This window comes from Brachybacterium sillae (genome assembly GCF_025028335.1).
Lineage (GTDB): Bacteria > Actinomycetota > Actinomycetes > Actinomycetales > Dermabacteraceae > Brachybacterium > Brachybacterium sillae.
Genome location: NZ_JAFEUW010000001.1, coordinates 2,565,604 through 2,591,150, shown reverse-complemented (window position 1 = coordinate 2,591,150; position 25,547 = coordinate 2,565,604). Strand labels below are relative to the sequence as shown.

The following is a 25,547-nucleotide window of genomic DNA, read 5'->3' as shown; positions in this document are numbered from 1 at the left end:
GGGCAGCGGTTCAGGCACCGGCCTCGGCCCCGCTGCGGCGCAGCTGCCCGGTGAAGGCGTCCTCCGGAAGGTGCCGACGCAGCAGAGCGAGGGCGCACTGGGCGGCGTCGGGGTCATTGTCGGCCCCGCGCAGTTCCAGGTCGCCGTCGACCCAGCGGGCGCTGCTGCGGGCGCACCGAGCGCTGGAACCGTCGGCGGTGATCACCGGCTCGGGGGCGGCGGCACCGAGGGTCGACAGGTCCGCCCGCACCCAGGTCGGACGCTGGGCGGGGATCGCGCGCAGGGCATCCTCCACGGTGTTCACCCCGGTGAGGACGAACAGGCTGTCCAGGCCCGCGGCGCTGGCGCCCTCGATGTCGGTGTCGAGCCGGTCCCCCACCACCAGGGGCCGATCGGCCCCGAGACGGCGCGCGGCCTCCTGGAACATGCCGGGCGCGGGTTTGCCGGCCACCTCGGGGCGACGACCGGTGGCGTGGGCGAGGGCAGCGACCAGGGATCCGTTGCCGGGGGCGAGGCCGCGTTCCGTGGGGAGCGTGGCGTCGACGTTCGTGGCCATCCATGCGGCTCCGCGGCGCAGCGCGTACGCGCCCTCCGCGAGCAGCGGCCAGGCGAGATCCGGGGCGAACCCCTGCACCACCGCGACGACGTCCTCACGGTCGCGGTCGACCGGGGTGAGACCGACCTCGCGGATCTGGGCCGCCAGGGCGTCGGATCCCACCACCAGGACGGTCGCGGCGGGGTCGAGCTGCTGCGCGAGCAAGGCCGCCGCCACCTGCGGGGAGCTGATGACCTCGTCAGCGGAGGCGTCGATCCCGGCCTCCCCGAGGTGTTCCGCGGTCTGCTGGGCGGACCGGGAAGCATTGTTGGTCGCGAAGCCGATGCCGAGGCCCGCTCGGCGCGCGGCCCGGAGACCCTCGGCGGCGTGCGGGATCGGGCGGGCGCCGTGGATCAGCGTGCCGTCGAGATCGACCAGCAGAGCGTCGTAACGGTCGAGCAGGGAGGGGACGACGGGGCGGATCACGCGGCGTCATCCTCCGGGTCCCGGTCGAGGTCCGTCGCGGCACCTTCCTCGGTCGCGCCGCTCTCGGTCGCGCCGCTCCCGCCGATGCCGGCCTGCTCGGTGGCGTCCTCGGGGGCGCCCTCCCGTTCCTCCATCATCTCGTCGTGCGCATCGCGCTGACGGGAGTCGTCACCCTCGTCCGCGTCGCCCTCGGAGTCCTCGTCCTCATCCGACCAGGCGTCGACGACGGTCACCGATTCGTCGTCCTCCCAGCTGGTCTCCTGCGGTTGCGGCGGCACGACCGGTGGCCGGCCGAGCCGTTCGGCGGCGTCGGTGAGCCCCTCGGTGTCGGCATCCGCCGCGAGGGTCAGCCAGCGACGGGCCTCTTCGCGACGCTCCGCCCGGTCCAGCAGATCGGCGTACGCGACCCACAGGCGCACCGGCCACGCCCCGCCGACCTTGTGACGCAGGGCGGGGCCCTCCAGCGAGGCGAGCGCCGTGGCGACATCCCCCGTGTCGGCGTAAGCACCGGCCACCACGATCATGAGTTCGATGGTGGCGGCGGCATCCAGGGAGCCGACATCGGTCGATGCGGCCAGGTCGAGAGCCTTCTCGGGGCGACCCAGGCCGCGCTCCGAATCGGCGAGCAGGGGAACCAGGTCATGCCGACCCGTGATGCGCATGGCGGTGCGCAGTTCGCGGATCGCCGTGCGGTATTCGCCGTTCTCGTACGCGACGACGCCGTAGACCTCCCGGACAGCACCGATGCGTCCCCCGAGGCGCGCGGCGAACTGTGCATGGCGCAGCGCCAGCAGCGGATCCCCGTCCAGGAGCGCGGTGGCGGCGACGAGGTGGCGGCTGACCCGGTGGGCGGTCTCCTTGCTCAGGGCACGCAGTTCCTCACGCACCTCGGCGTCGAGCTCGCGACCGGTGATCTCCTCGGGCACCACGGGCTCTTCGAGTCGCTGGGTCTCCCGCCGGGACTGGCCCGGCCGTCCTGACCGACTGCGCCCGAACGGCTCGTCGGAACGCCCGCCCCATCCATGGTTGTCGTCCCGACGCCGGTGGTCGGCGTGGTCACCGCGATGCTCTCCCCTGCGTCGATCGCCGGCGAAACCGTCCCGACGTGCGGGGCGGCGGCGATCCCCACCTCGGGCATCGTCGCGACGGGTGCCTTCGGTCCAGCGATCCTCCCGCCGCTCGCGTGCATCGCCTCCGAAGCGATCGCGTTCGCCGCGGTCCCCCTCAGGGCGGCGAGAACGCGCGTCGTTCCGACCACGGTCAAAACGCTCACCGCCACGCGTCCGGCCGAAACGCTCACCGTCGCGCGCCCGGTCGAACCGCTCGCCGTCGCGGCGCGTCTCGTGCCGATCGGAGCGGGAACGAGAGGCGTCGCGACTGAAACGGTCGCGGCCGCCCCGATCCGGACCCTCGTCACGACGGGGACGAGAAGCACGCCACGACCGTTCCGCAGTCTCCTCACGGTCGCCGCGGCCCCGCCACGGGCGGTCACCGCCATCTCGTCGAGGGGCGACCCGTCGGCCATCACTGTCGCTCCGGGAACGTCCACCGTCGCTCCGGGGACGTCGCGCCTGGTCGGGGCGGCGTGCATGAGTGCTCTCGCGACCCTCACGGTCACGTCCCCGCGGTGCGCGGGCTTCGTCGTCGCGCTCGCGACCTCCACGGTGCTCTGACACCTGATGCCCCTCTATGACGTTAGACGTACTTCCAGTAGAGCCAATCTAGGACACCTGTCAGCCCCTACACAGCTTGTCCACAACAACCGTGACAGCTCTCACCGGTGCCTGCCGGAGATGTGTCCACGGCCGCCCCGCCGGGGGTGCCAGACCGTCCACGCCGGCACCCGGGAACACCCCACCAGCCACGACCCGCGACCCGCACCCCGCGACCCGCGACCCGCGAGAGAGCATCCCCGAATCCCCACCCCACCCCGGACGGCAGCAGGCACAAAAAAAGAATGGGCCGGGAGCTCAACCAACCCCGACCACACACCCCACAAAAAAGGGGCCCGTGACCAGGACCGGGAACTCCCGACCCACCATGAAGATGTCCGGCGGCGTCCTACTCTCCCACACCCTCCCGAGTGCAGTACCATCGGCGCTGTCGAGCTTAGCTACCGGGTTCGGAATGGAACCGGGCGTTTCCCCGACGCTATGACCACCGTAACACGACGAGACCTAAACCAGCCCCCACACCACCCACCCAAGCTCCCAAAAGAACCCCGGCAAGCGGCCCGGGATTGCTCCCCGAGAACCGCACAGTGAACGCGAGCACACAGCAACACGCAAAAGTGTTGATAAGTCATCGGCCATTAGTACCAGTCAGCTCCACACATTACTGCGCTTCCACATCTGGCCTATCAACCCAGTGGTCTGCTGGGGGCCTCACACCACTCAAGGTGGCAAGGATATCTCATCTTGAAGCAGGCTTCCCGCTTAGATGCTTTCAGCGGTTATCCCTTCCCGACGTAGCCAACCAGCCATGCCCTTGGCAGAACAACTGGCACACCAGAGGTCAGTCCATCCCGGTCCTCTCGTACTAGGGACAGGCCTTCTCAAATATCCAACGCGCGCAGCGGATAGCGACCGAACTGTCTCACGACGTTCTAAACCCAGCTCGCGTACCGCTTTAATAGGCGAACAGCCTAACCCTTGGGACCAACTCCAGCCCCAGGATGCGACGAGCCGACATCGAGGTGCCAAACCATGCCGTCGATATGAGCTCTTGGGCAAGATCAGCCTGTTATCCCCGGGGTACCTTTTATCCGTTGAGCGACACCCATTCCACAATGAGGTGCCGGATCACTAGTTCCTGCTTTCGCACCTGCCCGACATGTCTGTCTCGCAGTCAAGCTCCCTTGTGCACTTACACTCAACACCTGATTGCCAACCAGGCTGAGGGAACCTTTGAGCGCCTCCGTTACTTTTTAGGAGGCAACCGCCCCAGTTAAACTACCCATCAGGCACTGTCCCTGATCCGGATCACGGACCGAGGTTAGGAATCCAGAACGACCAGAGTGGTATTTCAACAGCGACTCCACACGAACTAGCGTCCATGCTTCCCAGTCTCCCACCTATCCTACACAAGCCGTTCCGAACACCAATACCAAACTGTAGTAAAGGTCCCGGGGTCTTTCCGTCCTGCTGCGCGTAACGAGCATCTTTACTCGTAATGCAATTTCGCCGAGTTCGCGGTTGAGACAGTGGAGAAGTCGTTACGCCATTCGTGCAGGTCGGAACTTACCCGACAAGGAATTTCGCTACCTTAGGATGGTTATAGTTACCACCGCCGTTTACTGGGGCTTAAATTCTGAGCTTCACCCCGAAGGGTTGACCCGTCCTCTTAACCTTCCAGCACCGGGCAGGCGTCAGTCCGTATACAGCGTCTTACGACTTCGCACGGACCTGTGTTTTTAGTAAACAGTCGCTTCTCCCTGGTCTCTGCGGCCCTCACAGCTCTCACTGCTCAGGCCCCCCTTCTCCCGAAGTTACGGGGGCATTTTGCCGAGTTCCTTAACCACGATTCTCTCGAACGCCTCGGTATTCTCTACCTGATCACCTGAGTCGGTTTCGGGTACGGGCGACTGGAATTGTCACGCAGGGACTTTTCTCGGCAGTACAGGATCACTCACCTTCCCTGAACGGCTCCCCATCACGTCTCACCCCATACGGCACCGCATTACCGGTGCGCGGGCTGCTCGCTTGGACGGATTAATCCATGAATCCGCGGAAGCTACCTCACTGCGTCATCCCACACGCTGACCTACTACACATTCGGTTCCCACGCTCCCCCACAACCATCACCCGAAGGCGACGGAGCAGGTTCGGATGGTTAGCATCACATGATTCGGTATGGGTCCTCATCCAATCGGTTCGGGAATATTAACCCGATGTCCATCGACTACGCCTGTCGGCCTCGCCTTAGGTCCCGACTAACCCAGGGCGGATTAACCTGGCCCTGGAACCCTTGATCAATCGGCGGACGGGTTTCTCACCCGTCTTTCGCTACTCATGCCTGCATTCTCACTCGTGCAGTCTCCACCACTGGGTTCCCCCGCAGCTTCACTGCCTGCACGACGCTCCCCTACCCACCCGGACGAACCGAGTGACACAGCTTCGGCGGTGTACTTGAGCCCCGCTACATTGTCGGCGCAGAATCACTTGACCAGTGAGCTATTACGCACTCTTTCAAGGATGGCTGCTTCTAAGCCAACCTCCTGGTTGTCTCAGCAACTCCACATCCTTTCCCACTTAGCACACGCTTAGGGGCCTTAGCTGATGCTCTGGGCTGTTTCCCTCTCGACGATGAAGCTTATCCCCCACCGTCTCACTGCTGCGCTCTCACGTACCGGCATTCGGAGTTTGGCTAAGGTCAGTAACCCGGTGGGGCCCATCGCCTATCCAGTGCTCTACCTCCGGCACGAAACACGCAACGCTGCACCTAAATGCATTTCGGGGAGAACCAGCTATCACGAAGTTTGATTGGCCTTTCACCCCTATCCACAGGTCATCCCCTCCATTTTCAACTGAAGTGGGTTCGCGCCTCCACGCGGTCTTACCCGCGCTTCACACTGCCCATGGATAGATCACTTCGCTTCGGGTCTAGAGCCGGCGACTGAACGCCCCGTTCAGACTCGCTTTCGCTACGGCTACCCCACACGGGTTAACCTCGCCACCGACCACTAACTCGCAGGCTCATTCTTCAAAAGGCACGCCGTCACCCTGTAAGGCTCCGACGGATTGTAAGCGCACGGTTTCAGGTACTATTTCACTCCCCTCCCGGGGTACTTTTCACCTTTCCCTCACGGTACTTGTCCGCTATCGGTCACGAGGTAGTATTTAGGCTTACCAGGTGGTCCTGGCAGATTCACACCGGATTTCACGGGCCCGGTGCTACTCGGGAACAGCATCACGCTGCACAGAAGTTTCGTCTACGGGGGTCACACCCTCTCTGCCGTCGCACTCACCACGACTTCGACTACCACTGCGCGATCACGTCACCACCCCGGCAGAGATGGTCGACACGTCCCACAACCCCCAGCCTGCAACCCCTGCCGGGTATCACACAGACCAGGTTTAGCCTCTTCCGCTTTCGCTCGCCACTACTCACGGAATCACTGTTGTTTTCTCTTCCTGCGGGTACTGAGATGTTTCACTTCCCCGCGTTCCCTCCACGCCACCTATACATTCAGTGGCGGGTACCAGGACATGACTCCTGGTGGGTTTCCCCATTCGGACATCCTCGGATCACAGGTCGGTTGCCACCTCCCCGAGGCTTATCGCAGGCTCCTACGTCCTTCGTCGGCTCCTCGTGCCCAGGCATTCACCGTGCGCCCTTATAAACTTAGGCAACACACAAAGACACATATTGCTTACAAGATGCTCGCGTCCACTATGCAGTTCTCAAAGAACAACCCCACACCCCACAACACCACCATCCGGCAGCACCATGAAGGGAGGACCAGCCACACACCCCCGGAACCCACCAGCCACCCCGAAGGACGACCAGCCGACCGAAGGCCGCGTGCAGCCTCACAACCCAATAGCGTGTCTCCACCTGCAACCAGCACCCCCACCCATCGTTCCCACCACCGAAGCGGCGTACTAGACGAGACCGGAGGCACCGGCCAAGCGCCCATTCATTGATGTTCCACCCATGAGCAACCCCGCCTTTCACACGCGGGAAGGAACGAGGCCACCAATCTTGGTGATGCTCCTTAGAAAGGAGGTGATCCAGCCGCACCTTCCGGTACGGCTACCTTGTTACGACTTAGTCCCAATCACCGATCCCACCTTCGACAGCTCCCTCACGAGGATGGGCCACTGGCTTCGGGTGTTACCGACTTTCGTGACTTGACGGGCGGTGTGTACAAGGCCCGGGAACGTATTCACCGCAGCGTTGCTGATCTGCGATTACTAGCGACTCCGACTTCATGGGGTCGAGTTGCAGACCCCAATCCGAACTGAGACCGGCTTTTTGGGATTCGCTCCACCTCACAGTATCGCAACCCTTTGTACCGGCCATTGTAGCATGCGTGAAGCCCAAGACATAAGGGGCATGATGATTTGACGTCGTCCCCACCTTCCTCCGAGTTGACCCCGGCAGTCTCCCATGAGTCCCCGGCATTACCCGCTGGCAACATGGAACGAGGGTTGCGCTCGTTGCGGGACTTAACCCAACATCTCACGACACGAGCTGACGACAACCATGCACCACCTGTGCACCAGTCCGAAGAAGGCCACATCTCTGCAGCTGTCCGGTGCATGTCAAGCCTTGGTAAGGTTCTTCGCGTTGCATCGAATTAATCCGCATGCTCCGCCGCTTGTGCGGGCCCCCGTCAATTCCTTTGAGTTTTAGTCTTGCGACCGTACTCCCCAGGCGGGGCACTTAATGCGTTAGCTACGGCGCGGAAAACGTGGAATGTTCCCCACACCTAGTGCCCAACGTTTACGGCATGGACTACCAGGGTATCTAATCCTGTTCGCTCCCCATGCTTTCGCTTCTCAGTGTCAGTAATGGCCCAGAGACCTGCCTTCGCCATCGGTGTTCTTCCTGATATCTGCGCATTTCACCGCTACACCAGGAGTTCCAGTCTCCCCTACCACACTCTAGCCAGCCCGTACCCACCGCACGTCCAGGGTTGAGCCCTGGATTTTCACGGCAGACGCGACAAGCCACCTACAAGCTCTTTACGCCCAATAATTCCGGACAACGCTTGCGCCCTACGTATTACCGCGGCTGCTGGCACGTAGTTAGCCGGCGCTTCTTCTGCAGGTACCGTCACTTTCGCTTCTTCCCTGCTGAAAGAGGTTTACAACCCGAAGGCCGTCATCCCTCACGCGGCGTCGCTGCATCAGGCTTTCGCCCATTGTGCAATATTCCCCACTGCTGCCTCCCGTAGGAGTCTGGGCCGTGTCTCAGTCCCAGTGTGGCCGGTCGCCCTCTCAGGCCGGCTACCCGTCATCGTCTTGGTGAGCCGTTACCTCACCAACAAACTGATAGGCCGCGAGCCCATCCCCCACCGAAAAACTTTCCAGCAACCACCATGCGGTGGAGACTCATATCCGGTATTAGCCCCGATTTCCCGAGGTTATCCCAGAGTGGGGGGCAGGTTACTCACGTGTTACTCACCCGTTCGCCACTGATCAGATGGAGCAAGCTCCACCGTCACCGTTCGACTTGCATGTGTTAAGCACGCCGCCAGCGTTCGTCCTGAGCCAGGATCAAACTCTCCATAAAAACCTATGGAATCCGAAGATCCCGGCAGATACGAACAACCAGCAAAAACTTGCTGTTGTCCTCACTGCCAAACAAAATATTTGGCATCAACAAACAGACACGCTATTGAGATATCAAGCAACACGCGCACTCAGTGTTCCGAACTCTCTGAGTTCTTCGCTCCGAGGCAACCCTTATAGCTTAGACCCTCCGTTCCGCTCTGTCAACTCGATTCGGTGTGATCCGCATCTCGCTGGGGAGTGGAGAACCCTCGTCGCCGACGATGTCTGCGGTTCGGATCTCTCCGTTGCGCTGTCCCCGTCGGCCGGGCACGAGTGAATACATTAGACGGCCCCACGGGGGTGCGCAAGCTCAGAGGGCCTTTTCTGGGCGTGCTCTGCGACACATCCTGCGCCCAGCCGTCGCGCGCCTCCGCCCGCCGCGCCGCATCCCAGGTCGCCGCATCCTCCGGCGTCTGCTCCCCGGGGCACGATCGAGCGCTCAGCGAGCCCGGTCAGCCGGTACAACGCCCCGGTGCAGAGCCACGATCCCCCCGGTGAGGTTGCGATAGCGCACCTCGCCCAGTCCCTGGGCATGCAGCTGCTCGCGCAGAGCCTCCTGGTCCGGCCATGCGGCGATCGACTCGGCAAGGTACTGGTACGCCTCGGGGGCGCTCGAGGTGAAGCGGGCCATGCGGGTCATGACTCGCGGCAGGTAGGTCCGGTACGCCGCTCGCAGCAGACGGGGCGTCGGCGTGGAGAACTCACAGATGACGATACGTCCCCCCGGTCGCACGACGCGCATCATCTCCCGCACAGCGGCCATCGGCTCCTGCACATTGCGCAGCCCGAAGGAGATCGTGGCGGCGTCGAAGGCGTCGTCGGCGAACGGCAGCCTGGTGGCGTCGGCGAGCACGAACGGCACCTGACGGTGGCGCTCCCGCCCCTCGGCCACCATTCCGGCGGAGAAGTCCGCGGCCAGGGCACGCGCTCCTGCGCGCCGGAGCGCCTCGGTGGAGGTACCGGTGCCCGCGGCGACGTCCAGGACCATCGCTCCCGGCGTCGGTGCGACTGCATCGACCATCGCCCGCCGCCAGGAGCGCACCTGCCCGAGTGCGGCGATGTCGTTGACGAGGTCGTACCGGGCGGCCACGCCGTCGAACATCCTCGCCACGTCGAAGGGCTGCTTCCTGAGATCGGCTCGCGTCATGGCGTCATCCTCGCATCACGTCCCGGACGTTCCCCGAACCGGGCCCCTCGTTCCGCCCACTGTCATCTCCAGCGCCCGTCGGGTGTCTGGGACCACAATGGCGGGGTTCCACCCACGCGGCGGCCCCACGGCCCCCATGGGACCTCCGACCACGCTGCCCCCGGCGGCCCTCCCGGAAGGACCACCACCATGACCTCCCTGCAGGACCTTGAGATCCCCGATGCGCTGCTGCCCGCCGACGGGCGCTTCGGGGCGGGGCCATCCCGCATCCGTCCCGCGCAGATCGAGACCCTCACCGGCGCCGGCCGCACCCTGCTGGGCACCTCCCACCGTCAGGCCCCCGTGAAGGATCTGGTGCGACGGGTGCGCGAGGGCCTGAGCGCCCTCTTCGCCCTGCCGGACGGCCACGAGATCGTGCTCGGCAACGGCGGGTCGACCGCCTTCTGGGACATCGCCACGCTGTGCCTCATCGAGCGCCGCTCGCAGCACGCCGTGCACGGTGAGTTCTCCGGGAAGTTCGCCTCCGCCGTCGACGCGGCGCCGTTCCTCGAGGACCCCTATGTCCGGCGAGCCGAACCCGGTTCCCTCGCACAGGTGGAGGCCTCGGACGAGGTCGACGTCTACGCCTACCCCCACAACGAGACCTCCACCGGCGTGCTCTCCCCCGTCACTCGTTCGCAGGGTGCACGGTCCGACCAGCTGGTCCTCGTCGACGGGACCTCCGCGGCCGGTGGCGTGGCGGTCGATCTGCAGGGCATCGACGCCTACTACTTCGCGCCGCAGAAGTGCCTCGGGTCCGACGGAGGTCTCTGGCTCGCGGCCCTCTCCCCCGCCGCCCTCGAGCGCGCGGAGAGACTCGCCGCCTCCGACCGGTGGATCCCGGAGTTCCTCTCCCTGCCGGTGGCCGTGGCGAACAGCCGCAAGCAGCAGACGCTGAACACCCCCGCGGTCGCGACCCTGCTGCTGCTGGCGGAGCAGGTCGAATGGCTGCTCGCCCAGGGAGGTCTGTCCTGGGCCGACGCCCGCACCCGAGCGACCAGCGGACTCCTCCACGCCTGGGTGGAGCGTCGTGAGGAGCTGTCGTTCTTCGTCACCGAGCCGGCGGCTCGCTCCACGGTCGTCACCACCATCGACGTCGACCCCCGCATCGACGCCACCGAGGTGACCGCCCTGCTGCGCCGACACGGGGTGGTCGACATCGAGCCCTACAGGAAGCTGGGGCGCAACCAGCTACGCATCGCCACGTTCCCCTCAGTGCCGGAGGAGGACGTGCAGGCGCTCATCGCGGTGCTCGACCTGGTGCTGGATCGCGCGGTCGACCTCGCGTCCCGCTGACACGTCAACTGCGCGGCCGACGAGATCGTCGGCCGCGCAGTGGCCGTCCCGTCGCGAGCCAGGCGGAACACGTTCTCGCCAGGGGAGGAACGGGCGAGGACCAGGCGAGCCCCCGGGCAGGGCCAGAGGCCCGGGCGGAGATCAGCCGCCGATGATGCCCGTCAGCAGCCGCTCCACGGTCGGTCGCAGGAAGTACAGCAGGAACAGCGCCGCGACGACGTACAGCAACCAGTGGACCTCTCGCGCGCGACCACGGACGACGCGCAGCAGAACGTAGGTCACGAAACCCGCCCCCATGCCGACGGTGATGGAGTACGCGAAGGGCATGAGGATGATGGTGAGGAACGCAGGGATCGCGACCTCCGGATCGGTGAAGTCGATCTGCGTCACCTGGGTCATCATGAGGAAGCCGACGAGCACCAGCGCGGGCGTGGCGGCCTCATAGGGAACCATCGCCACCAGTGGGGCGAACAGCACCGTCAACGCGAAACAGGCAGCGGTCACCACCGAGGCGAGACCGGTGCGGGCACCCTCCCCGACACCGGCTGCGGATTCGGCGTAGCTCGTGTTCGAGGAGACACCGCCGAGACCGCCGGCGATCGCGGCGAGGGAGTCGACCACGAGGATCCGCTGGGAGTGCTCGATGTCGCCGTCGGCCTGCAGGAGGTCGCCCTCGGTGGCGACGGCGACCATCGTGCCCATGGTGTCGAAGAAGTCGGCCAGCAGCAGTGAGAACACGATCATGAGGGCGCCGACGACACCGACCGCGGCGAGACCACCGAGGAGGTCCACCTCGAACAGGGTGGACAGGTCGGGCGCCTGGATCGGGGAGCCCTGCAGGGCGGGGACGTTCATGCTCCACCCACCGGGGTTGCCCGGATCGGACTCGGAGGCCGGAGCGAAGGCCCCCAGCTGCAGCACCGACTCCATGATGATGGCCAGCACCGTCGAGACGATGATCGCGATGAGGATGGCGCCCGGCACCCGGCGCACGAAGAGCACGATCATCAGCAGCAGCCCGACGACGAACACCAGGGCGGGCCAGCCGGTGAGGGCCCCGTCGTTGCCCAGCTGCACCGGGGTGCCGGTGGCGTGGGTGACGAAGCGGGCGTTGAACAGGCCGATGAACGCGATGAACAGACCGATGCCGACACCGATCGTCGACTTCAGGAAGGCAGGGACGGCACGGAAGACGGCGCGCCGCAGGCGGGTCAGGACGAGGATCAGCACCAGCAGACCCTCGATCACCACCAGGCCCATGGCGCCGGCCCAGGTCATCCCCGGCAGCGACACGACGGAGTAGGCGAGGAAGGCGTTCAGGCCGAGGCCGGTGGCCAGTGCCAGGGGGAACTTGGCCCAGGCACCCATCAGCAGGGTCAGCAGGGCGGCGATCAGAGCGGTCCCCGCGGCCACCGCGGGGATGTTCGGCTCGGTGCCACCACCGAGGTACTGACCGGTGGAGTCGGGGACGGTGCCGATGATGAGGGGGTTCAGCACCACGATGTAGCACATGGCGAAGAACGTGACGAGACCGCCGCGGATCTCGCGACCGACGGTCGAGCCACGGCGGGTGATGCCGAAGTACCGATCCAGGGCAGAGGTTCCGGACGCGGTCGGGAGGGAGGAGGAACCACCGGCGGTGGTATGGGGGGATGAGGGGGTGGTCATGCCCGCATCGTAATGGCGGGCCGCGGCCTCTCCGCAGGTCGCGGGCCCGGGTGCGACGCACTTCGCGTCACACCCGGGCCCGACGGTGGGGACGGATGCTCGGAGCGGCATCCGCGCGGACTCAGTGCGGCAGCCGGACCTTGTTGTCCTGCACGTACCGGTAGTAGTCGGTCAGCTCCAGCTGCGAGGCGGCGGCCTCATCGAGCACCACGGTCACCGAGGGGTGCATCTGCAGGATGGTCGCGGGCCAGCGCGCGCTGATCGGCCCCTCCACCATCTGTGCGACCGCCGGTGCCTTGTGCTCGCCCTGGGCCGTCAGGACGATCGAGCGGGCCTCCATGATCGTGCCGAGACCCTGCGTGAGCACATGGATCGGCACCTCGTCCGGGGAGTCGAAGAAGCGGGCGTTGTCGGTGACGGTCTGCTCGGTGAGGGTCTTCACGCGGGTACGGGAGCTGAAGGAGCTGGTGGGCTCGTTGAAGCCGATGTGCCCGGTGGCGCCGATCCCCAGGATCTGCAGGTCCACTCCCCCGGCCTCGACGATCGAGCGATCGTAGCGGGCGGCTGCGGCGATCGGATCGGTGGCCTCCCCGTCGGGCGAGAGCACCAGGGCGTCGTCGATGTCGATCTGGGAGGTGAAGTTGTCCCGGATGAAGCGGTAGTAGCTCTGCTCATGGGTGCGGGGCAGGCCGACGTACTCATCCAGCAGGAATGCCCGGGCGGCGGCGAAGCTCAGCCCCTCCTCGCGGTGCCGCCGGATCAGCTCCCGGTAGGCGAGCACAGGGGATGAACCGGTGGCCAGGCCCAGGGTGACACCCTCCGGGTGGCTGCGGATGACCTGCTCGAACCGATCTGCGACGACGGCCGCCGCCTCCTCGGCGGTGGAACGGACGATGACCTCCATGTGTCCTCCTCGAGAGCGACCCGAGATACTCAATCCTGACTATCCATCGGGTCAAACGATCACCAACGGTCACAGTCTATCGCGGGAGGAGCCCCCCGCAGTGTCCGAGGGTCCCCGTCCAATGGGGCCGCCGCAGCGGGACACGCTCACGAGCGGCACGCCCGGCGTCGCCCATCCCGCCGGGGATGCGGAACGGCCCCGGAGCAGATGCTCCGGGGCCGTTCCCCCGTGCGGTGCACCGGGTCGGATCCCTGCGGCGTCACCGCCGCGCGGTGTCCGTCCGGTGTCGGGCCGCGGTCAGTTCTTCTTCGGGGTGCTCGCAGCGGCGAGCTCGAAGGCGTGCCGCGGATCGCGGCTCTCCGGGATGCCGATGATGTCGCGGCGGGAGACCAGGTTGGAGACCCAGCCGGACACGACGGCGACCTTCCGCCCCAGGGTCGGCATGGCGTAGACGTGGAAGGCACGGGCCGCGAGCCAGGACGGAATGCCCTTCAGCTCGATGGTCTTGTCGCCGAACACCAGGTAGCCGACGCCCTTGTACTGGCCGAGAGTCGCCATGGTGCCGAGGTTCTTGTGGAAGTAGTCCACCAGCGGGCGGCCCTGGATGGAACGCACGATGTTGTCGGCGATCCGCTTGCCCTGGCGGGTGGCGTGCTGGGCGTTGGGGACGCACACCTTGCCCTCACCGGACGCGAGGTCCGGCACGGTGGTGCAGTCACCGCCGGCGAAGATGTTCTCGAGCGGGCCGTCCTCGCCCTTCACACGGAGATCGGCGAGGCAGTCGAGACGGCCGGTCTGGTTCAGCGGCAGGTCGGACTGCGCCAGCACCGGGTTCGGCTTGATGCCGGCGGTCCAGACGATCAGGTCGGAGGCGAACTCGTCGCCGTCGGAGGTGACGACCACGCCGTTCTCGCAGGAGTTCATGAAGGTCTCGAGCTTGACCTCGATGCCGCGGGCGCGCAGCTGGCCGAGCGCATGCTTGGACAGCTCCTCGCCGACCTCGGGGAGGATGCGGCCCATGGCCTCGATGAGCACGAAGCGCACGTCGGAGGCGTGCAGGTCCGGGTAGTGGCGCAGGGCGTCGCGCACCATGTCCTCGGCCTCCGCGAGGGCCTCGGCCCCCGCGAAACCGCCACCGACGAAGGTGAAGGTCAGCAGGCGACGGCGGGTCTCGGAGTCCTTCGTGGACGCGGCCTCCGCCAGGTTGGCCAGGATGCGGTCACGGACGGCGACGGCCTCCTCGACCCACTTGAAGCCGATGGCGTGCTTGGCCAGGCCCGGGATCGGGAGGGTCCGCGGCACGGAGCCCAGGCCCACCACCAGGTAGTCGTAGGTGATGTCGAGAGTCGAGTCCTCCTCGGTCGCGACGGTGACGGTGCGATCGGCGTGGCGGATCTCGGTGACAGCACCGGTGACGACCTTGGCGCCCGGGAGAGCCTTGCGCAACGGCGCGAGCACGTTGCGCGGGTCGATCATGCCGGAGCCGACCTCGGGGAGGAAGGGCTGGTACGTCATGTAGGGGCGGGAGTCGACGACCGTGACCGCGACGTTGGCGCCGAGAGCCTTGCGCAGGTCGGTCGCGACGTTCAGGCCGACGGAGCCGCCACCCAGGATGAGGACGTGGGGCTTGCCGTTGGAGGTGGTGTTCATGTCACCAGAGTAGGCCGTGTGGGGCCGCATCGGGGAAACCGACGGCCACCCACCTGCACTCACGATGCGTCGGGAAGCCTCTCCAGGGCGCTCTGGGCGATGCCGTCGAGGATGTCGCGCTCACTGGTCCGCACGGTGTTGATCTCCCCGGCCGCTGCCACCCGCTCGATGATCCGGGACCAGATGAGGGCCCCGGCGCCGATCACATCGATGCGCCCGGGATGGATGGCCCCGTGCTGGGCGCGCAACTCGCGGGAGCTGTGCAGGACGGTATCGGCGAGATCCTGGATCTGCGCGACCGGCAACGACGCGCCGTGAGTGGCCTCCGGACGGTACTGCTCGAGGTTCAGGGCGAGGGCGGTGAGGGTGGTGACGGTCCCGGCGACGCCCACGAGAGCCCGAGCTCGGGCCCACGGCACCTCGGCGGCGGCGCGATCGAGCTGGGCATCGACCTCTGCCCGCGCCGCGTCGATCTCCGCGGGCGTCGGCGGGTCCGTGGGAAGGCACCGCTCCGTCAGGCGCACGGAACCGAGGTCCAGGCTGATCGCGGCGGTGGGCTCGTCGCGGCCGAGCACCAGTTCGGTGGACCCCCCGCCGATGTCGACCACCAGGATCTCCCCCTCGGGCAGATCCGGCAGCGCACCGACGGCCCCGCGGAACGACAGGCGCGCCTCCTCGTCGCCGGAGATCACCTCCGGGTCGACGCCGAGGATCTCCCGCACACCGCGCACGAAGGCCTCACGATTGGAGGCATCGCGGGTGGCGCTGGTGGCGACGAACCGCACCGCCTCCACCTGGTGCTGCGCGATCAGGCGGGCGTAGCGGCGGCAGGCATCCAGGGTGCGGTCGATCGCCGCGGGGTCCAGCACGCCGGTGCGGTCCACCCCGTAGCCGAGACGCACCACCTCCATGTGCCGCTCGAGATCGACGAGCGGGCCGCCGGGCTGCTCCTGGCGGGCGATGAGCAGACGGATCGAGTTGGTGCCGCAGTCCACGGCGGCGACAGTGCGGCTCATGCGCCCTCCTCGGGGGTCGGACCGGCAGCGCGCCGGTCGGTGTCGATGGACCCGGCGGCACGGGGCTCGTCGGCGGGGTTCTCGCACCGGCAGACACCGAGCGAGGCGATGCCCTGGTCCCGCAGCTCCCCCAGCACCCGGTCGGCGACGGGGTTCACCCCGGGGCCCTCCGCAAGGGCCTGGCCGACAAGGGCGTGGAGGCACTTCACCCGCGTGGGCATACCCCCGGCGGATATCCCGTCGATCTCCGGGGTGGTGCCGAGCTGCTCCCGCCGGGCGATGTACCGCTCGTGGGCGGCCCGGTAGGCGGCGGCAAGGTCCTCGTCGTCGGCGAGGTCAGCGGTGAGCTCGGCCATGCGGCCGGTGGCTTCGACCCGGGAGACCGCGGCGACCATGCTCGGCAGGGTCAGGTACAGGGAGGTCGGGAACGGGGTGCCGTCCTCCAGGCGGGGGCGGGTACGCACGACGGCGGGAGCACCGCAGACACAGCGAGCGGCGATGGAGACCACCCCGCGCATGTCGCGACCGAGCTGGTCGTGCATCAGCGCGAGGTCCTCGGCGGTGGCGGGTGTCTCGGAGGGGAGGGGCGGCAGGTCGGTCACGGGGTGGTCTCCTGCGGCGGACGAGCGCCGGTCGGGGTGGGCTGCTGGGGGTCACCGGAGGGGGACTCCGGCACATCGTCGGGGGACAGCACGCTGGCACCTTCCACGCTGGTCCACAGCGCGGCGAACCATTCCTCGCGCTGCGCTTCGGCCCGCGCCTGCTCCGACTCGGTGCGGGGCACGGGCCGTCCGGAGGTGTCGGTGAGGCGGTACTGGGTCTCCCCCGGCATCACGAACAGCAGACGTTCGCGGGCCTGGGCGGCCACGAAGGTGGGGTCGTCCCAGCGGGCGACCTCGGCCTCCAATCGCTCGACATCCGCCTGCTGCTCGGTCACCTGGCGCTCCAGCGCCTGCAACTGCTGCCGCTGGGCCACGTAGCTGTTGACCGTGGGAAGGAGCAGTGCCAGAGCAATCACGGTGACGGCGATCAGGGCCAGGCCGCGGCGCGTGAGTCCACCGAGCAGACCCTCGGGCGCATCGGCACCGGAGGCGTCGCTGCGCGGGCGTGCGGCCCCGGCGGGACGGCTGCCCGCCGAGGAGGCGCCACTGCGGGCGGGACGGCTGCCGGCGGCGGCAGGGCCCCCACGGCCGGGCCGGCGTCCGGTGCGGGCAGCGGCCCCACCGGCCGAGGCCGGGGGGCGGGGACGTGACGCCGCGCCGTGGGGTGACGCGGCGACCGGGCGCCGCGCAGTACGCGGGGCGCCCGGTCGTCGTGCGGTCATGCGGTCGAGGCTACCGCCCTCAGGCGGTGAAGCGCGGGAACGCGGAGGCGCCCGCGTAGCGCGCCGCGGTGCCGAGCTCCTCCTCGATGCGGATGAGCTGGTTGTACTTGTTCACGCGCTCGCCACGGGCGGGGGCGCCGGACTTGATCTGGCCACAGCCGGTGGCGACGGCGAGATCCGCGATGGTGGTGTCCTCGGTCTCACCCGAGCGGTGGGACATCATCGAGGAGAACCCGCTGCGCGTGGCCAGCGCCACGGCGTCGAGGGTCTCGGAGAGCGAACCGATCTGGTTCACCTTCACCAGCAGGGCGTTGGCGGCGCGGGTCTCGATGCCGCGCTGGAGACGCTCCGGGTTCGTGACGAAGAGGTCGTCGCCGACGAGCTGCACGCGGGCACCGAGACGCTCGGTGATGGCGGTCCAGCCCTCCCAGTCCTCCTCGTTCAGCGGGTCCTCGATGGACACCAGCGGGTAGGCGTCGACCAGCTCGGCGTAGTAGTCGATCATCTCGGCGGTGGAGCGCGAGGAGCCCTCGAAGGTGTAGGAGCCGTTGTCGAAGAACTCGCTGGCGGCCACGTCGAGGGCCAGGGCGACGTCCTTGCCCGGGGTGTACCCGGCGGCCTGGATGGCCTCGAGGATCAGGTCGAGGGCCTCACGGTTGGAGCCGAGGTTCGGGGCGAAGCCGCCCTCGTCGCCGAGGCCGGTGGCCAGGCCGCGTTCCTTGAGGACGGACTTCAGGGCGTGGTACACCTCGGCGCCCCAGCGCAGGGCCTCGGTGAAGGTCTCCGCACCGATCGGAGCGATCATGAACTCCTGGATGTCGACGTTGGAGTCGGCGTGGGAGCCGCCGTTGAGGATGTTCATCATCGGCACGGGCAGCAGACGCGCGTTCGGGCCGCCGACGTACTGGTACAGGGGCAGCTCGCAGAAGTCGGCGGCGGCCTTCGCCACGGCGAGGGAGACACCGAGGATCGCATTGGCGCCGACGGAGCCCTTGTTCGGCGTGCCGTCGACCTCGAGCAGGATCTCGTCGATCTCGCGCTGCTGGCGCACGTCCATGCCGATGATGCGGGGGGCGAGCTCGTTCTCGACGGCCTCGACGGCCTCCTGCACACCCTTGCCCAGGTAGCGCTTCTTGTCACCGTCGCGACGCTCCACAGCCTCGAACGCGCCAGTGGAGGCGCCGGAGGGGACCTCGGCGCGGGCGTAGCTGCCGTTCTCCAGCAGCACCTCGACCTCGACGGTGGGGTTGCCGCGGGAGTCGAGGATCTCGCGGGCGATGACGGACTCGATGACGGACATGCTGTTCCTTACCTTCGGTGGGATCCGGCAGGGCGAGTCGTCGTTGACCGCCGCGCCCAGTCTACGGGGAGGCCGACGGGACGTTAGGGTCATCACAGCCCACCCGGCCCCCGCGCGCCGCTTCAGACGCATCGCGGGACCGCACCGTGGGACCTCACCGCGAGACCCCGGAGGACACCGTGACCGACCTCTCCCGACCGTCCTTGGGACGCACCCTCCCCCGGGAGGCCGTCGACTCCGCCGGCGCGATCCTCGAGGACTGGCTCGCGACAGTCGTGCGCACCCGATCCCTGACCGGGATCCAGGCAGCGATCTGGCACGAGGGGGAACTGGTCACGGAGGTGGCGGTCGGCACCGCGGACCTCACCGCGGACATCCCCCTGCGCACCACCCATCGCCTGCGCATCGCCTCCCATTCGAAGATGTTCTGCGCCATGACGGTGATGCGCCTGGTCGAGGATGGGCGGCTGCGTCTGGACGACACCGTCGCAGACCATGTGCCGCAGCTCGCCGACGCGCCGGTCGCCGACCGGACCGTCCGGGACCTGCTCTCCCACTCGGCGGGGGTGACGCGGGACAGCGCGGACTCCCGCTGGTGGCAGCTGGCCACGCGCTTCCCCGACCGGGAGGCGCTGATCGAGCTGTGCCGCGGCCCGATCGTCCTGACCGCGGCCGGTGACCACTTCCAGTACTCCAACATCGGCTACGGCCTGCTCGGGCTCATCATCGAAGCCGTCTCCGGCGCGACCTTCGCCGAGGCCGTGCAGCGCCTGGTGTTGGATCCCCTCGGGGTGGAGGCTGTGGGCCCGGATCTCCCGGTGGACGCCCCGGGCCCCGCGGATCCCGCCGGTTTCGCCGCCGGGCACACCACGCCGGTGCACGGACCCCGTCGGACCGTCGCGCAGATCCCCACCGGCGCTCTCGCGGCCGCCACCGGTTTCTGGGCCACCGCCGGGTCGATCGCGACCGCCGTGGGCCGGGTGCTGTGCGACGGCGAGGTGCTGCAGCCCCGCTCCGTGCGGGAGATGCGCCGCCGGGTGTGGACGGTCCGCGAGGGCGGCCACTACGGCCTCGGCCTGCAGGAGGGGACCTTCCACGGTTTCGGTGTGATCGGTCATTCCGGGGGTTTCCCCACGGGACTCTCCCGCACCTGGGTGGTGCCGGAGAGCCGCCTGGTCGTGAGCGTGATCGGGACGGCGCCCGATGCCCCCGCCAGTGACCTCGCCGCCGGGATCCTCGGACTGCTGGCCCTGGCTCACGGCGCACCGGCGCCCGGCGCGGAGTCCCATGAGGGTCCCGCCGCGCAGGGCGGTGCCGGGGCGGGACGGCCGCGCCCGGCCCCGCTTGCCGATCAGCCGCCGGTGCGGATCGGGGACGACGAGATCCCGGCACGGCGGGTGGCCCAGGCGATCGCGGGGACCTACGACTCCCTGTGGGGACGCACCCGTCTCGCGATCCTCGGGGACCGTCTCTTCGACCTCGGCGCTGCGGCGCTCGACCCCGCCGACGGCGCCGTCGAACTGGCCGTCGCCGGCACGACCCCGGATCCCATCCAGGACGGCACCGACTGTGTGCGCCTCGCGACCTGGGGGGATGCCGGGTACGGCTCCTGGGCGGAGGACGTCCTGGCCCGCTGGGAGGACGGCCGTTGCACCGGCATCATCGACACCGGTCAGCTCGCTGTGCCGTCGGAGGAGTACACCCTGCCGGAGCACATCGACGCGCCCTGACCCGCCTGCCGCGAGCGCCCAGTCTATGCCGGACGGTCGCGGTCTCTGGTGGACGCGCCGCCGCGGCGTTCAGCGCCGCGCCAGGCGCGCCAGGAGGGACCTCAGCAGGCTCTCGGGGTCCTGATCTCGGGCCTCTGCGGCGACCACCAGGTCCAGCAGGGCGCGGGCTGTGTGCGCGCCCTCCGGACCGATCGCGGGATCCGCGGCAAGCTCCTCCCCCGCCGCATCGGCCCGCGCGAGCAGATCCGACAGATCCCCCGACGAGCGGGTACGGTGGACGGCCTTCGCCGCCCGCTGCAGGGCGGGCAGCTGCCGGGGGATCCCCGCGAAGGGATCGCGCGGCCCCGGCACGGCATCGTCCTCAGCGGCCTGCTCGCCGGATCGCGCTGCGGCCTGCTCGGCGGCCTTGGCGGCATGCCACTGGCGGATGATCGCCTCGACGTCGCCGCGGTCGCGGAGGACCCGGTCGGCGTCGGGACCGAACACGTGCGGGTTGCGGCGCTCCATCTTCGCGACGAAGGCGCGCGCCACGTCGTCCACATCCCAGGCGGGCTCCTCCTCCTGCCCGATGCGGGCGTGGAACAGGATCTGGAAGAGCAGGTCCCCGAGTTCGTCGACGAGCGGCGGCAGGGCGCCATCGGTCCCCGCGGAGGTGGGCGCGTCGATCGTCTCGAGCACCTCGTGGGTCTCCTCCAGCAGGTACCGGGCGAGGGAGTGGTGGGTCTGTTCGGCGCTCCAGGCGTCACCACCGGGAGCGCGCAGCGCCTCCATCACCTCGACCGCGCGCAGCAGCTGACTCCCGCGCGGCGCCGACGCGCTCTCGCGCCCGGAATCCGCGACGCTCATGACGCAGTTCCGGTGGGGCGTGCGGTCGCGTCGGCTCCGTCTCCGGTGCCGGTGTCCCCGGAGGCGGGGTCGAGGGCGTCGAGAGTCTCGGCCGCACCGGGCAGGAGTCGCCGCAGCACGGTGCGGCACCATTCCAGCAGCTCGTGGTCGCGCAGGTCGTCGCCGCCGACGCGGGAGGTCGTCGGACGAGGCACCAGCACCTGCCGCACAGCCGGTTTGAGCGTGGTGCCGGGGTACAGGCGCTTCATCCGCATCACGGCGGAGTCAGCGGGAACCACCGGCGAGAACCGGATGGAGCGGCCGTGGACCATCACCTCGTCGACACCGACCGCGCGACACTCCAGCCGGAACCGGGCCACGTCGAACAGCACCTCCACCGGGGCGGGCGGCGCACCGTACCGGTCGGTGAGCTCCTCGCGGACCTCCTGCAGCGCGGTGAGGTCCTCGGCCCCGGCGATCTTCGCGTACGCCTCCAGGCGCAGACGCTCGGAGGGGATGTAGTCGTGCGGCACGTGGGCGTCCAGCGGCAGTTCCACCTTGACGTCCTTGACGGGGGCGGTGCTCTCGCCGCGGAACGCCGCCACGGCCTCCCCCACCATCCGCACGTACAGGTCGAAACCGACCCCGGCGATGTGCCCGGACTGCTCCCCGCCCAGCAGGTTGCCGGCGCCGCGGATCTCGAGATCCTTCATCGCCACCTGCATACCGGCCCCGAGGTCGGTGTTCTGGGCGAGGGTGGTGAGGCGGTCGTGGGCGGTCTCGGTCAGCGGCTTGGAGCCGTCGTAGAGGAAGTACGCGTAGGCGCGTTCGCTGGAGCGGCCCACGCGACCGCGCAGCTGGTGCAGCTGCGACAGGCCGAAGGTGTCGGCGCGTTCGACGATGAGGGTGTTGGCGTTGGCGATGTCCAGACCGGTCTCCACGATGGTGGTGCACACCAGGACGTCGAAACGCTTCTCCCAGAAGTCGACGATCACCCGCTCGAGCTGGTGCTCGTTCATCTTCCCGTGGGCGACCTCGACGCGGGCGTCGGGCACGAGGTCCCGCAGCCTGCTCGCGACCCGGTCGATGTCCTCCACCCGGTTGTGGATGTAGAACACCTGGCCCTCGCGCAGCAGCTCCCGGCGGATGGCGGCGGCCACCTGTTTGTCCTCCTCCGCTCCGACGTAGGTGAGGACGGGGTGGCGCTCCTCCGGCGGGGTGGAGAGGGTGGACATCTCCCGGATGCCGGTGACGGCCATCTCCAGGGTGCGCGGAATGGGGGTGGCCGACATGGACAGCACATCCACGCTGGTGCGCATCGCCTTCAGCGTCTCCTTGTGCTCGACACCGAAACGCTGCTCCTCGTCGATGATCACCAGGCCCAGGTCCTTGAACCGCACCTGACCGGTGATCAGACGGTGGGTGCCGATGACGACGTCGACGGTGCCGTCAGCGAGTCCGCGGATGGTCTCCTCCGACTCGCGGGCCTCGGTGAAGCGGGACAGACCCCTCACCGTGACGGGGAAACCGACGTAGCGCTCGGTGAAGGTCTCCAGATGCTGTTTGGCCAGCAGTGTCGTCGGGCACAGCACCGCCACCTGCTTGCCGTCCTGGACGGCCTTGAAGGCGGCGCGCACCGCGATCTCGGTCTTGCCGTAGCCGACATCACCGAGGATCAGCCGGTCCATCGGGACGGCCTTCTCCATGTCCCTCTTGACGTCCTCGATGGCGGTGAGCTGGTCGGGCGTCTCCACGAACTCGAAGGCGTCCTCCAGCTCGCCCTGCCACGGGGTGTCGGGGGCGAAGGCATGTCCCTGGGCGTGCTGCCGCGCGGAGTACAGCCGCACCAGTTCGTCGGCGATCTCCCGGATGGCCTTGCGGGCGCGGGACTTCGTCTTCGCCCAGTCGGAGCCGCCCATCCGGTTGACGGACGGCTCCTCCCCACCGACGTACTTGGTGACCTGGTCGAGCTGATCGGAGGGCACCGAGAGACGATCCCCCGGCTGGCCGCGCTTGCTGGGGGCGTATTCGATGACGAGGTACTCGCGGGTGGTGCGTTTCGCGCCCACGCCGACGGTGCGGCTGGTCATCTCGACGAACCGGCCGACGCCGTGCTGGGCGTGGACCACGTAGTCCCCGGGGCTCAGCTGCAGCGGATCGACGGCGTTGCGCCGCTTCACGGCGATGCGTCGGTCGCCGCCGCCGCGGCGGGTCCCGGATTTGCCGGTGAGATCGCGTTCGGTGACCAGCAGCAGGTGCAGCCCCGGATCGACGAGCCCGTCGATGAGCGGCGCGGTCGTGACGAGCACCTCCCCGGCGGCGGGGACCTCCTGCAAGCGCTCGACGTACCGGGCGGGTACGCCCTCGGTCTGGAGGTTCTCGGCGGCGTGGCGGGCTGCCCCGGCGCCGGTGAACGTGAGGACGGTGGCCCAGCCGTCGGCGCGGCGGGTGGTGAGGTCCTTCGCGGCCGAAGCCGTGGATCCGGTGTACCCGGGGTGGGCGGTCGCGGCGGCCGTGACGTCGGCGTCGTCCCAGCCGAAGGGGGCGATCTCCGCCCAGCCGAGTCCGACGGTGGAGGCGTGATCACGGACCTCCTGCAGGGTGAGGAAACTCGCGGATCCGACATCCACCGGCATGCCCCCACCCGCGGCAGCGGTGGACCAGGCGGCCGCGAGGAACTCCTCGGTGGTGGAGACGAGCTCCTCGGCGCGGGCACCGACGCGTTCCGGGTCGAGCACCAGCACCTGGCTGTGCTCGGGCAGCACATCGATGACCTGCTCCATTCCGTCGACCAGCACCGGGCCGAGGGATTCCATGCCCTCGACGGCGATACCGTCGGCGAGACTCAGGAGCATGTCGCGCACACCGGGCAGCTGCTGCGCCGCGCTGCGGGCGCGCTCGCGCACCTCGTCGGTCAGCAGGATCTCCCGGCAGGGCGGAGCGTCGAGGCCGTGCGGGACGGCCTCGAGGGAACGCTGGTCGGCGACGGAGAACCACCGGATCTCGTCGACTTCGTCGCCGAAGAGTTCCACGCGCACGGGATGCGGTTCGGTGGGCGGGAAGACATCGAGGATGCCGCCGCGCACGGCGAACTCCCCGCGCCGTTCGACCATGTCCACGCGGGTGTAGGCGGCGCCGACGAGTTCCTCGACCAGCTGCTCCAGGGGGTGGTCGTCACCCACCTGCGCCCGCACCGGTGCGAGGTCCCCCAGCCCGGTGGCGATGGGCTGGATCAGACTGCGCACCGGCAGCACCAGGGCGCGCACCCCCTGCCCCTCCTCGGGGTGGGCAAGGCGCCGCAGGGTCGCCAGGCGCGCGGCGACGGTGTCGGAGCGCGGGGAGAGACGCTCATGCGGGAGGGTCTCCCAGGCGGGGAACTGTGCCACCCCCTCCGAACCGATCAGGGCGCCGAGGGCCGCGGCGACGTCCTCTGCCGCGCGGGTGGTGGCGGTGACCACCACCAGCGGGGCCTCCACCGTGGCGCGGGCGGCGAGGTCCGCGGCCGCGAGCGGATGCAGGCCGGTCGGCGCGATCATGCGCACGGTCTCGCGCCCCGCGTCGGCCACGGCCTCACGCAGACCCGTGAGGTCCTCCCCCTGTGCGAGGAGGGTCAGCAGCGGCGCAAGCGGCGCGGCCTCGTGGGCTCGGTCTGGTCCGGTGGTTGTCATGCACCCTCCCGGGGGGCGTGGACGCGCTGCTGCGCGGAGAGCAGACCGTCGAGGACGAGCATCTGCACCGCATCGGCGGCCTCGGCGATGAGCACGTCGAGGGTGCGGCGCTCGGTGGAGTTGAACGGGGCCAGGACGAAGTCGGCGGTGCCCTGTCGGCCCGGTGGGCGTCCGACACCGACGCGGACCCGGAGGTAGTCGCGGGTGCCGAGGGCCTTGGAGATGTCGCGCAGACCGTTGTGGCCACCTTCCCCTCCACCCTGCTTCAGGCGGATCGTGTCGAAGGGGATGTCGACCTCGTCATGCACCACGATCACGTGCGCCGGATCGACGGAGTAGTACGAGGCGAGGGCCTTCACGGGACCGCCGGACGTGTTCATGAACGTGGTCGGCTTGGCGAGGATCGTGCGGGTGCCGGTCACCGGGTCGCCCATCCGTCCTTCGACGACGACGGCCTGGGCACGGCGGGCGGCGCTGAACGCAGTACCGCCGGCGAGGTGATCGAGCACCATCTGCCCGATGTTGTGGCGCGTGGCGGCGTAGCGCGGGCCCGGGTTGCCGAGGCCGACGATCAGGTGGGTGGAATTCATGCGCGTCCTTCCCGGGGCCGGTGCGGCGCGGTGCCGCGATCCGACGGGGCCCCGGCGGGCAGGGCCCCGTCAACGGTACCGGGGCGCCG

16 protein-coding genes and 3 rRNA genes are annotated in these 25,547 nt (G+C 68.5%); 3 read left to right on the top strand and 16 right to left on the bottom strand.

The annotated features are described in order from the left end of the window. Positions 1–10: 10 nt before the first annotated feature. A complete protein-coding gene (locus tag JSY14_RS11960) occupies positions 11–1,021 on the bottom strand; it encodes an HAD-IIA family hydrolase (protein ID WP_259559384.1) in 1,011 nt (336 codons plus the stop codon). After that, positions 1,018–1,947 (bottom strand): FUSC family protein, encoded by a 930-nt coding sequence (locus JSY14_RS11955; protein ID WP_259559382.1) that lies wholly within the window; start codon positions 1,945–1,947, stop codon positions 1,018–1,020. The genes JSY14_RS11960 and JSY14_RS11955 overlap by 4 nt, the downstream gene beginning before the upstream one ends. A 96-nt stretch (positions 1,948–2,043) precedes the next feature. On the opposite strand from JSY14_RS11955, the gene JSY14_RS11950 reads away from it, so the two are divergent. Continuing rightward, entirely contained in the window at positions 2,044–2,694 is a 651-nt protein-coding gene (locus tag JSY14_RS11950) for a hypothetical protein (protein WP_259559381.1), read from the top strand. A gap of 375 nt (positions 2,695–3,069) precedes the next feature. On the opposite strand, the gene rrf is transcribed toward JSY14_RS11950, so the two are convergent. From rrf to JSY14_RS11930, 4 genes are all read right to left on the bottom strand, one after another. Beyond that, positions 3,070–3,186, bottom strand: a 5S ribosomal RNA gene (gene rrf, locus JSY14_RS11945). A 127-nt stretch (positions 3,187–3,313) separates the two neighbouring features. After that, positions 3,314–6,371: ribosomal RNA gene (locus JSY14_RS11940) — 23S ribosomal RNA — on the bottom strand. A gap of 370 nt (positions 6,372–6,741) precedes the next feature. Next, a 16S ribosomal RNA gene (locus tag JSY14_RS11935) occupies positions 6,742–8,260 on the bottom strand. Together the 16S, 23S and 5S rRNA genes form the textbook arrangement of a ribosomal RNA operon. 480 nt (positions 8,261–8,740) lie before the next feature. Beyond that, complete coding sequence (locus tag JSY14_RS11930; RefSeq protein WP_259559380.1) at positions 8,741–9,448, bottom strand: demethylmenaquinone methyltransferase; 708 nt, start codon at positions 9,446–9,448, stop codon at positions 8,741–8,743. A 189-nt stretch (positions 9,449–9,637) separates the two neighbouring features. Here JSY14_RS11930 and serC point away from each other — a divergent pair, with 189 nt between their 5' ends. Next, a complete protein-coding gene (serC, locus tag JSY14_RS11925; protein ID WP_259559379.1) occupies positions 9,638–10,783 on the top strand; it encodes a phosphoserine transaminase in 1,146 nt (381 codons plus the stop codon). Between the two features lie 141 nt (positions 10,784–10,924). On the opposite strand, the gene JSY14_RS11920 is transcribed toward serC, so the two are convergent. The 7 genes from JSY14_RS11920 to eno form a co-directional block, all read right to left on the bottom strand. After that, positions 10,925–12,451, bottom strand: coding sequence for an NCS2 family permease (locus JSY14_RS11920; RefSeq protein ID WP_259559378.1), 1,527 nt, complete (start codon positions 12,449–12,451; stop codon positions 10,925–10,927). A 121-nt stretch (positions 12,452–12,572) separates the two neighbouring features. After that, positions 12,573–13,355, bottom strand: a complete 783-nt coding sequence (nagB, locus tag JSY14_RS11915) for a glucosamine-6-phosphate deaminase (protein WP_259559376.1) — start codon at positions 13,353–13,355, stop codon at positions 12,573–12,575. A gap of 297 nt (positions 13,356–13,652) precedes the next feature. Next, positions 13,653–15,005 carry an NAD(P)/FAD-dependent oxidoreductase gene (locus tag JSY14_RS11910; RefSeq protein WP_259559374.1) on the bottom strand — a complete coding sequence of 451 codons (1,353 nt, stop codon included), beginning with the start codon at positions 15,003–15,005 and terminating at the stop codon, positions 13,653–13,655. Between the two features lie 59 nt (positions 15,006–15,064). Beyond that, complete coding sequence (locus tag JSY14_RS11905) at positions 15,065–16,021, bottom strand: Ppx/GppA phosphatase family protein (RefSeq protein ID WP_259559373.1); 957 nt, start codon at positions 16,019–16,021, stop codon at positions 15,065–15,067. Next, entirely contained in the window at positions 16,018–16,563 is a 546-nt protein-coding gene (locus tag JSY14_RS11900) for a DUF501 domain-containing protein (protein WP_259559692.1), read from the bottom strand. The genes JSY14_RS11905 and JSY14_RS11900 overlap by 4 nt, the downstream gene beginning before the upstream one ends. Before the next feature lie 56 nt (positions 16,564–16,619). Next, positions 16,620–17,345, bottom strand: a complete 726-nt coding sequence (locus tag JSY14_RS11895; RefSeq protein WP_259559372.1) for an FtsB family cell division protein — start codon at positions 17,343–17,345, stop codon at positions 16,620–16,622. A gap of 19 nt (positions 17,346–17,364) precedes the next feature. After that, a complete protein-coding gene (gene eno, locus JSY14_RS11890; RefSeq protein WP_259559371.1) occupies positions 17,365–18,645 on the bottom strand; it encodes a phosphopyruvate hydratase in 1,281 nt (426 codons plus the stop codon). 179 nt (positions 18,646–18,824) lie between these two features. Here eno and JSY14_RS11885 point away from each other — a divergent pair, with 179 nt between their 5' ends. Further along, on the top strand, positions 18,825–20,375 hold the full coding sequence (locus tag JSY14_RS11885) for a serine hydrolase domain-containing protein (RefSeq protein WP_259559369.1): 1,551 nt from the start codon (positions 18,825–18,827) through the stop codon (positions 20,373–20,375). A gap of 69 nt (positions 20,376–20,444) precedes the next feature. Here JSY14_RS11885 and JSY14_RS11880 read toward each other — a convergent pair whose 3' ends face one another. From JSY14_RS11880 to pth, 3 genes are read right to left on the bottom strand one after another with little or no spacing between them, the layout of a single operon-like run. Next, on the bottom strand, positions 20,445–21,221 hold the full coding sequence (locus JSY14_RS11880; protein WP_259559368.1) for a MazG nucleotide pyrophosphohydrolase domain-containing protein: 777 nt from the start codon (positions 21,219–21,221) through the stop codon (positions 20,445–20,447). Further along, positions 21,218–24,868 carry a transcription-repair coupling factor gene (gene mfd, locus JSY14_RS11875; RefSeq protein ID WP_259559367.1) on the bottom strand — a complete coding sequence of 1,217 codons (3,651 nt, stop codon included), beginning with the start codon at positions 24,866–24,868 and terminating at the stop codon, positions 21,218–21,220. Before mfd ends, JSY14_RS11880 begins: the two co-directional genes overlap by 4 nt. After that, on the bottom strand, positions 24,865–25,458 hold the full coding sequence (gene pth, locus JSY14_RS11870) for an aminoacyl-tRNA hydrolase (RefSeq protein ID WP_259559366.1): 594 nt from the start codon (positions 25,456–25,458) through the stop codon (positions 24,865–24,867). Before pth ends, mfd begins: the two co-directional genes overlap by 4 nt. Positions 25,459–25,547 lie beyond the last annotated feature (89 nt).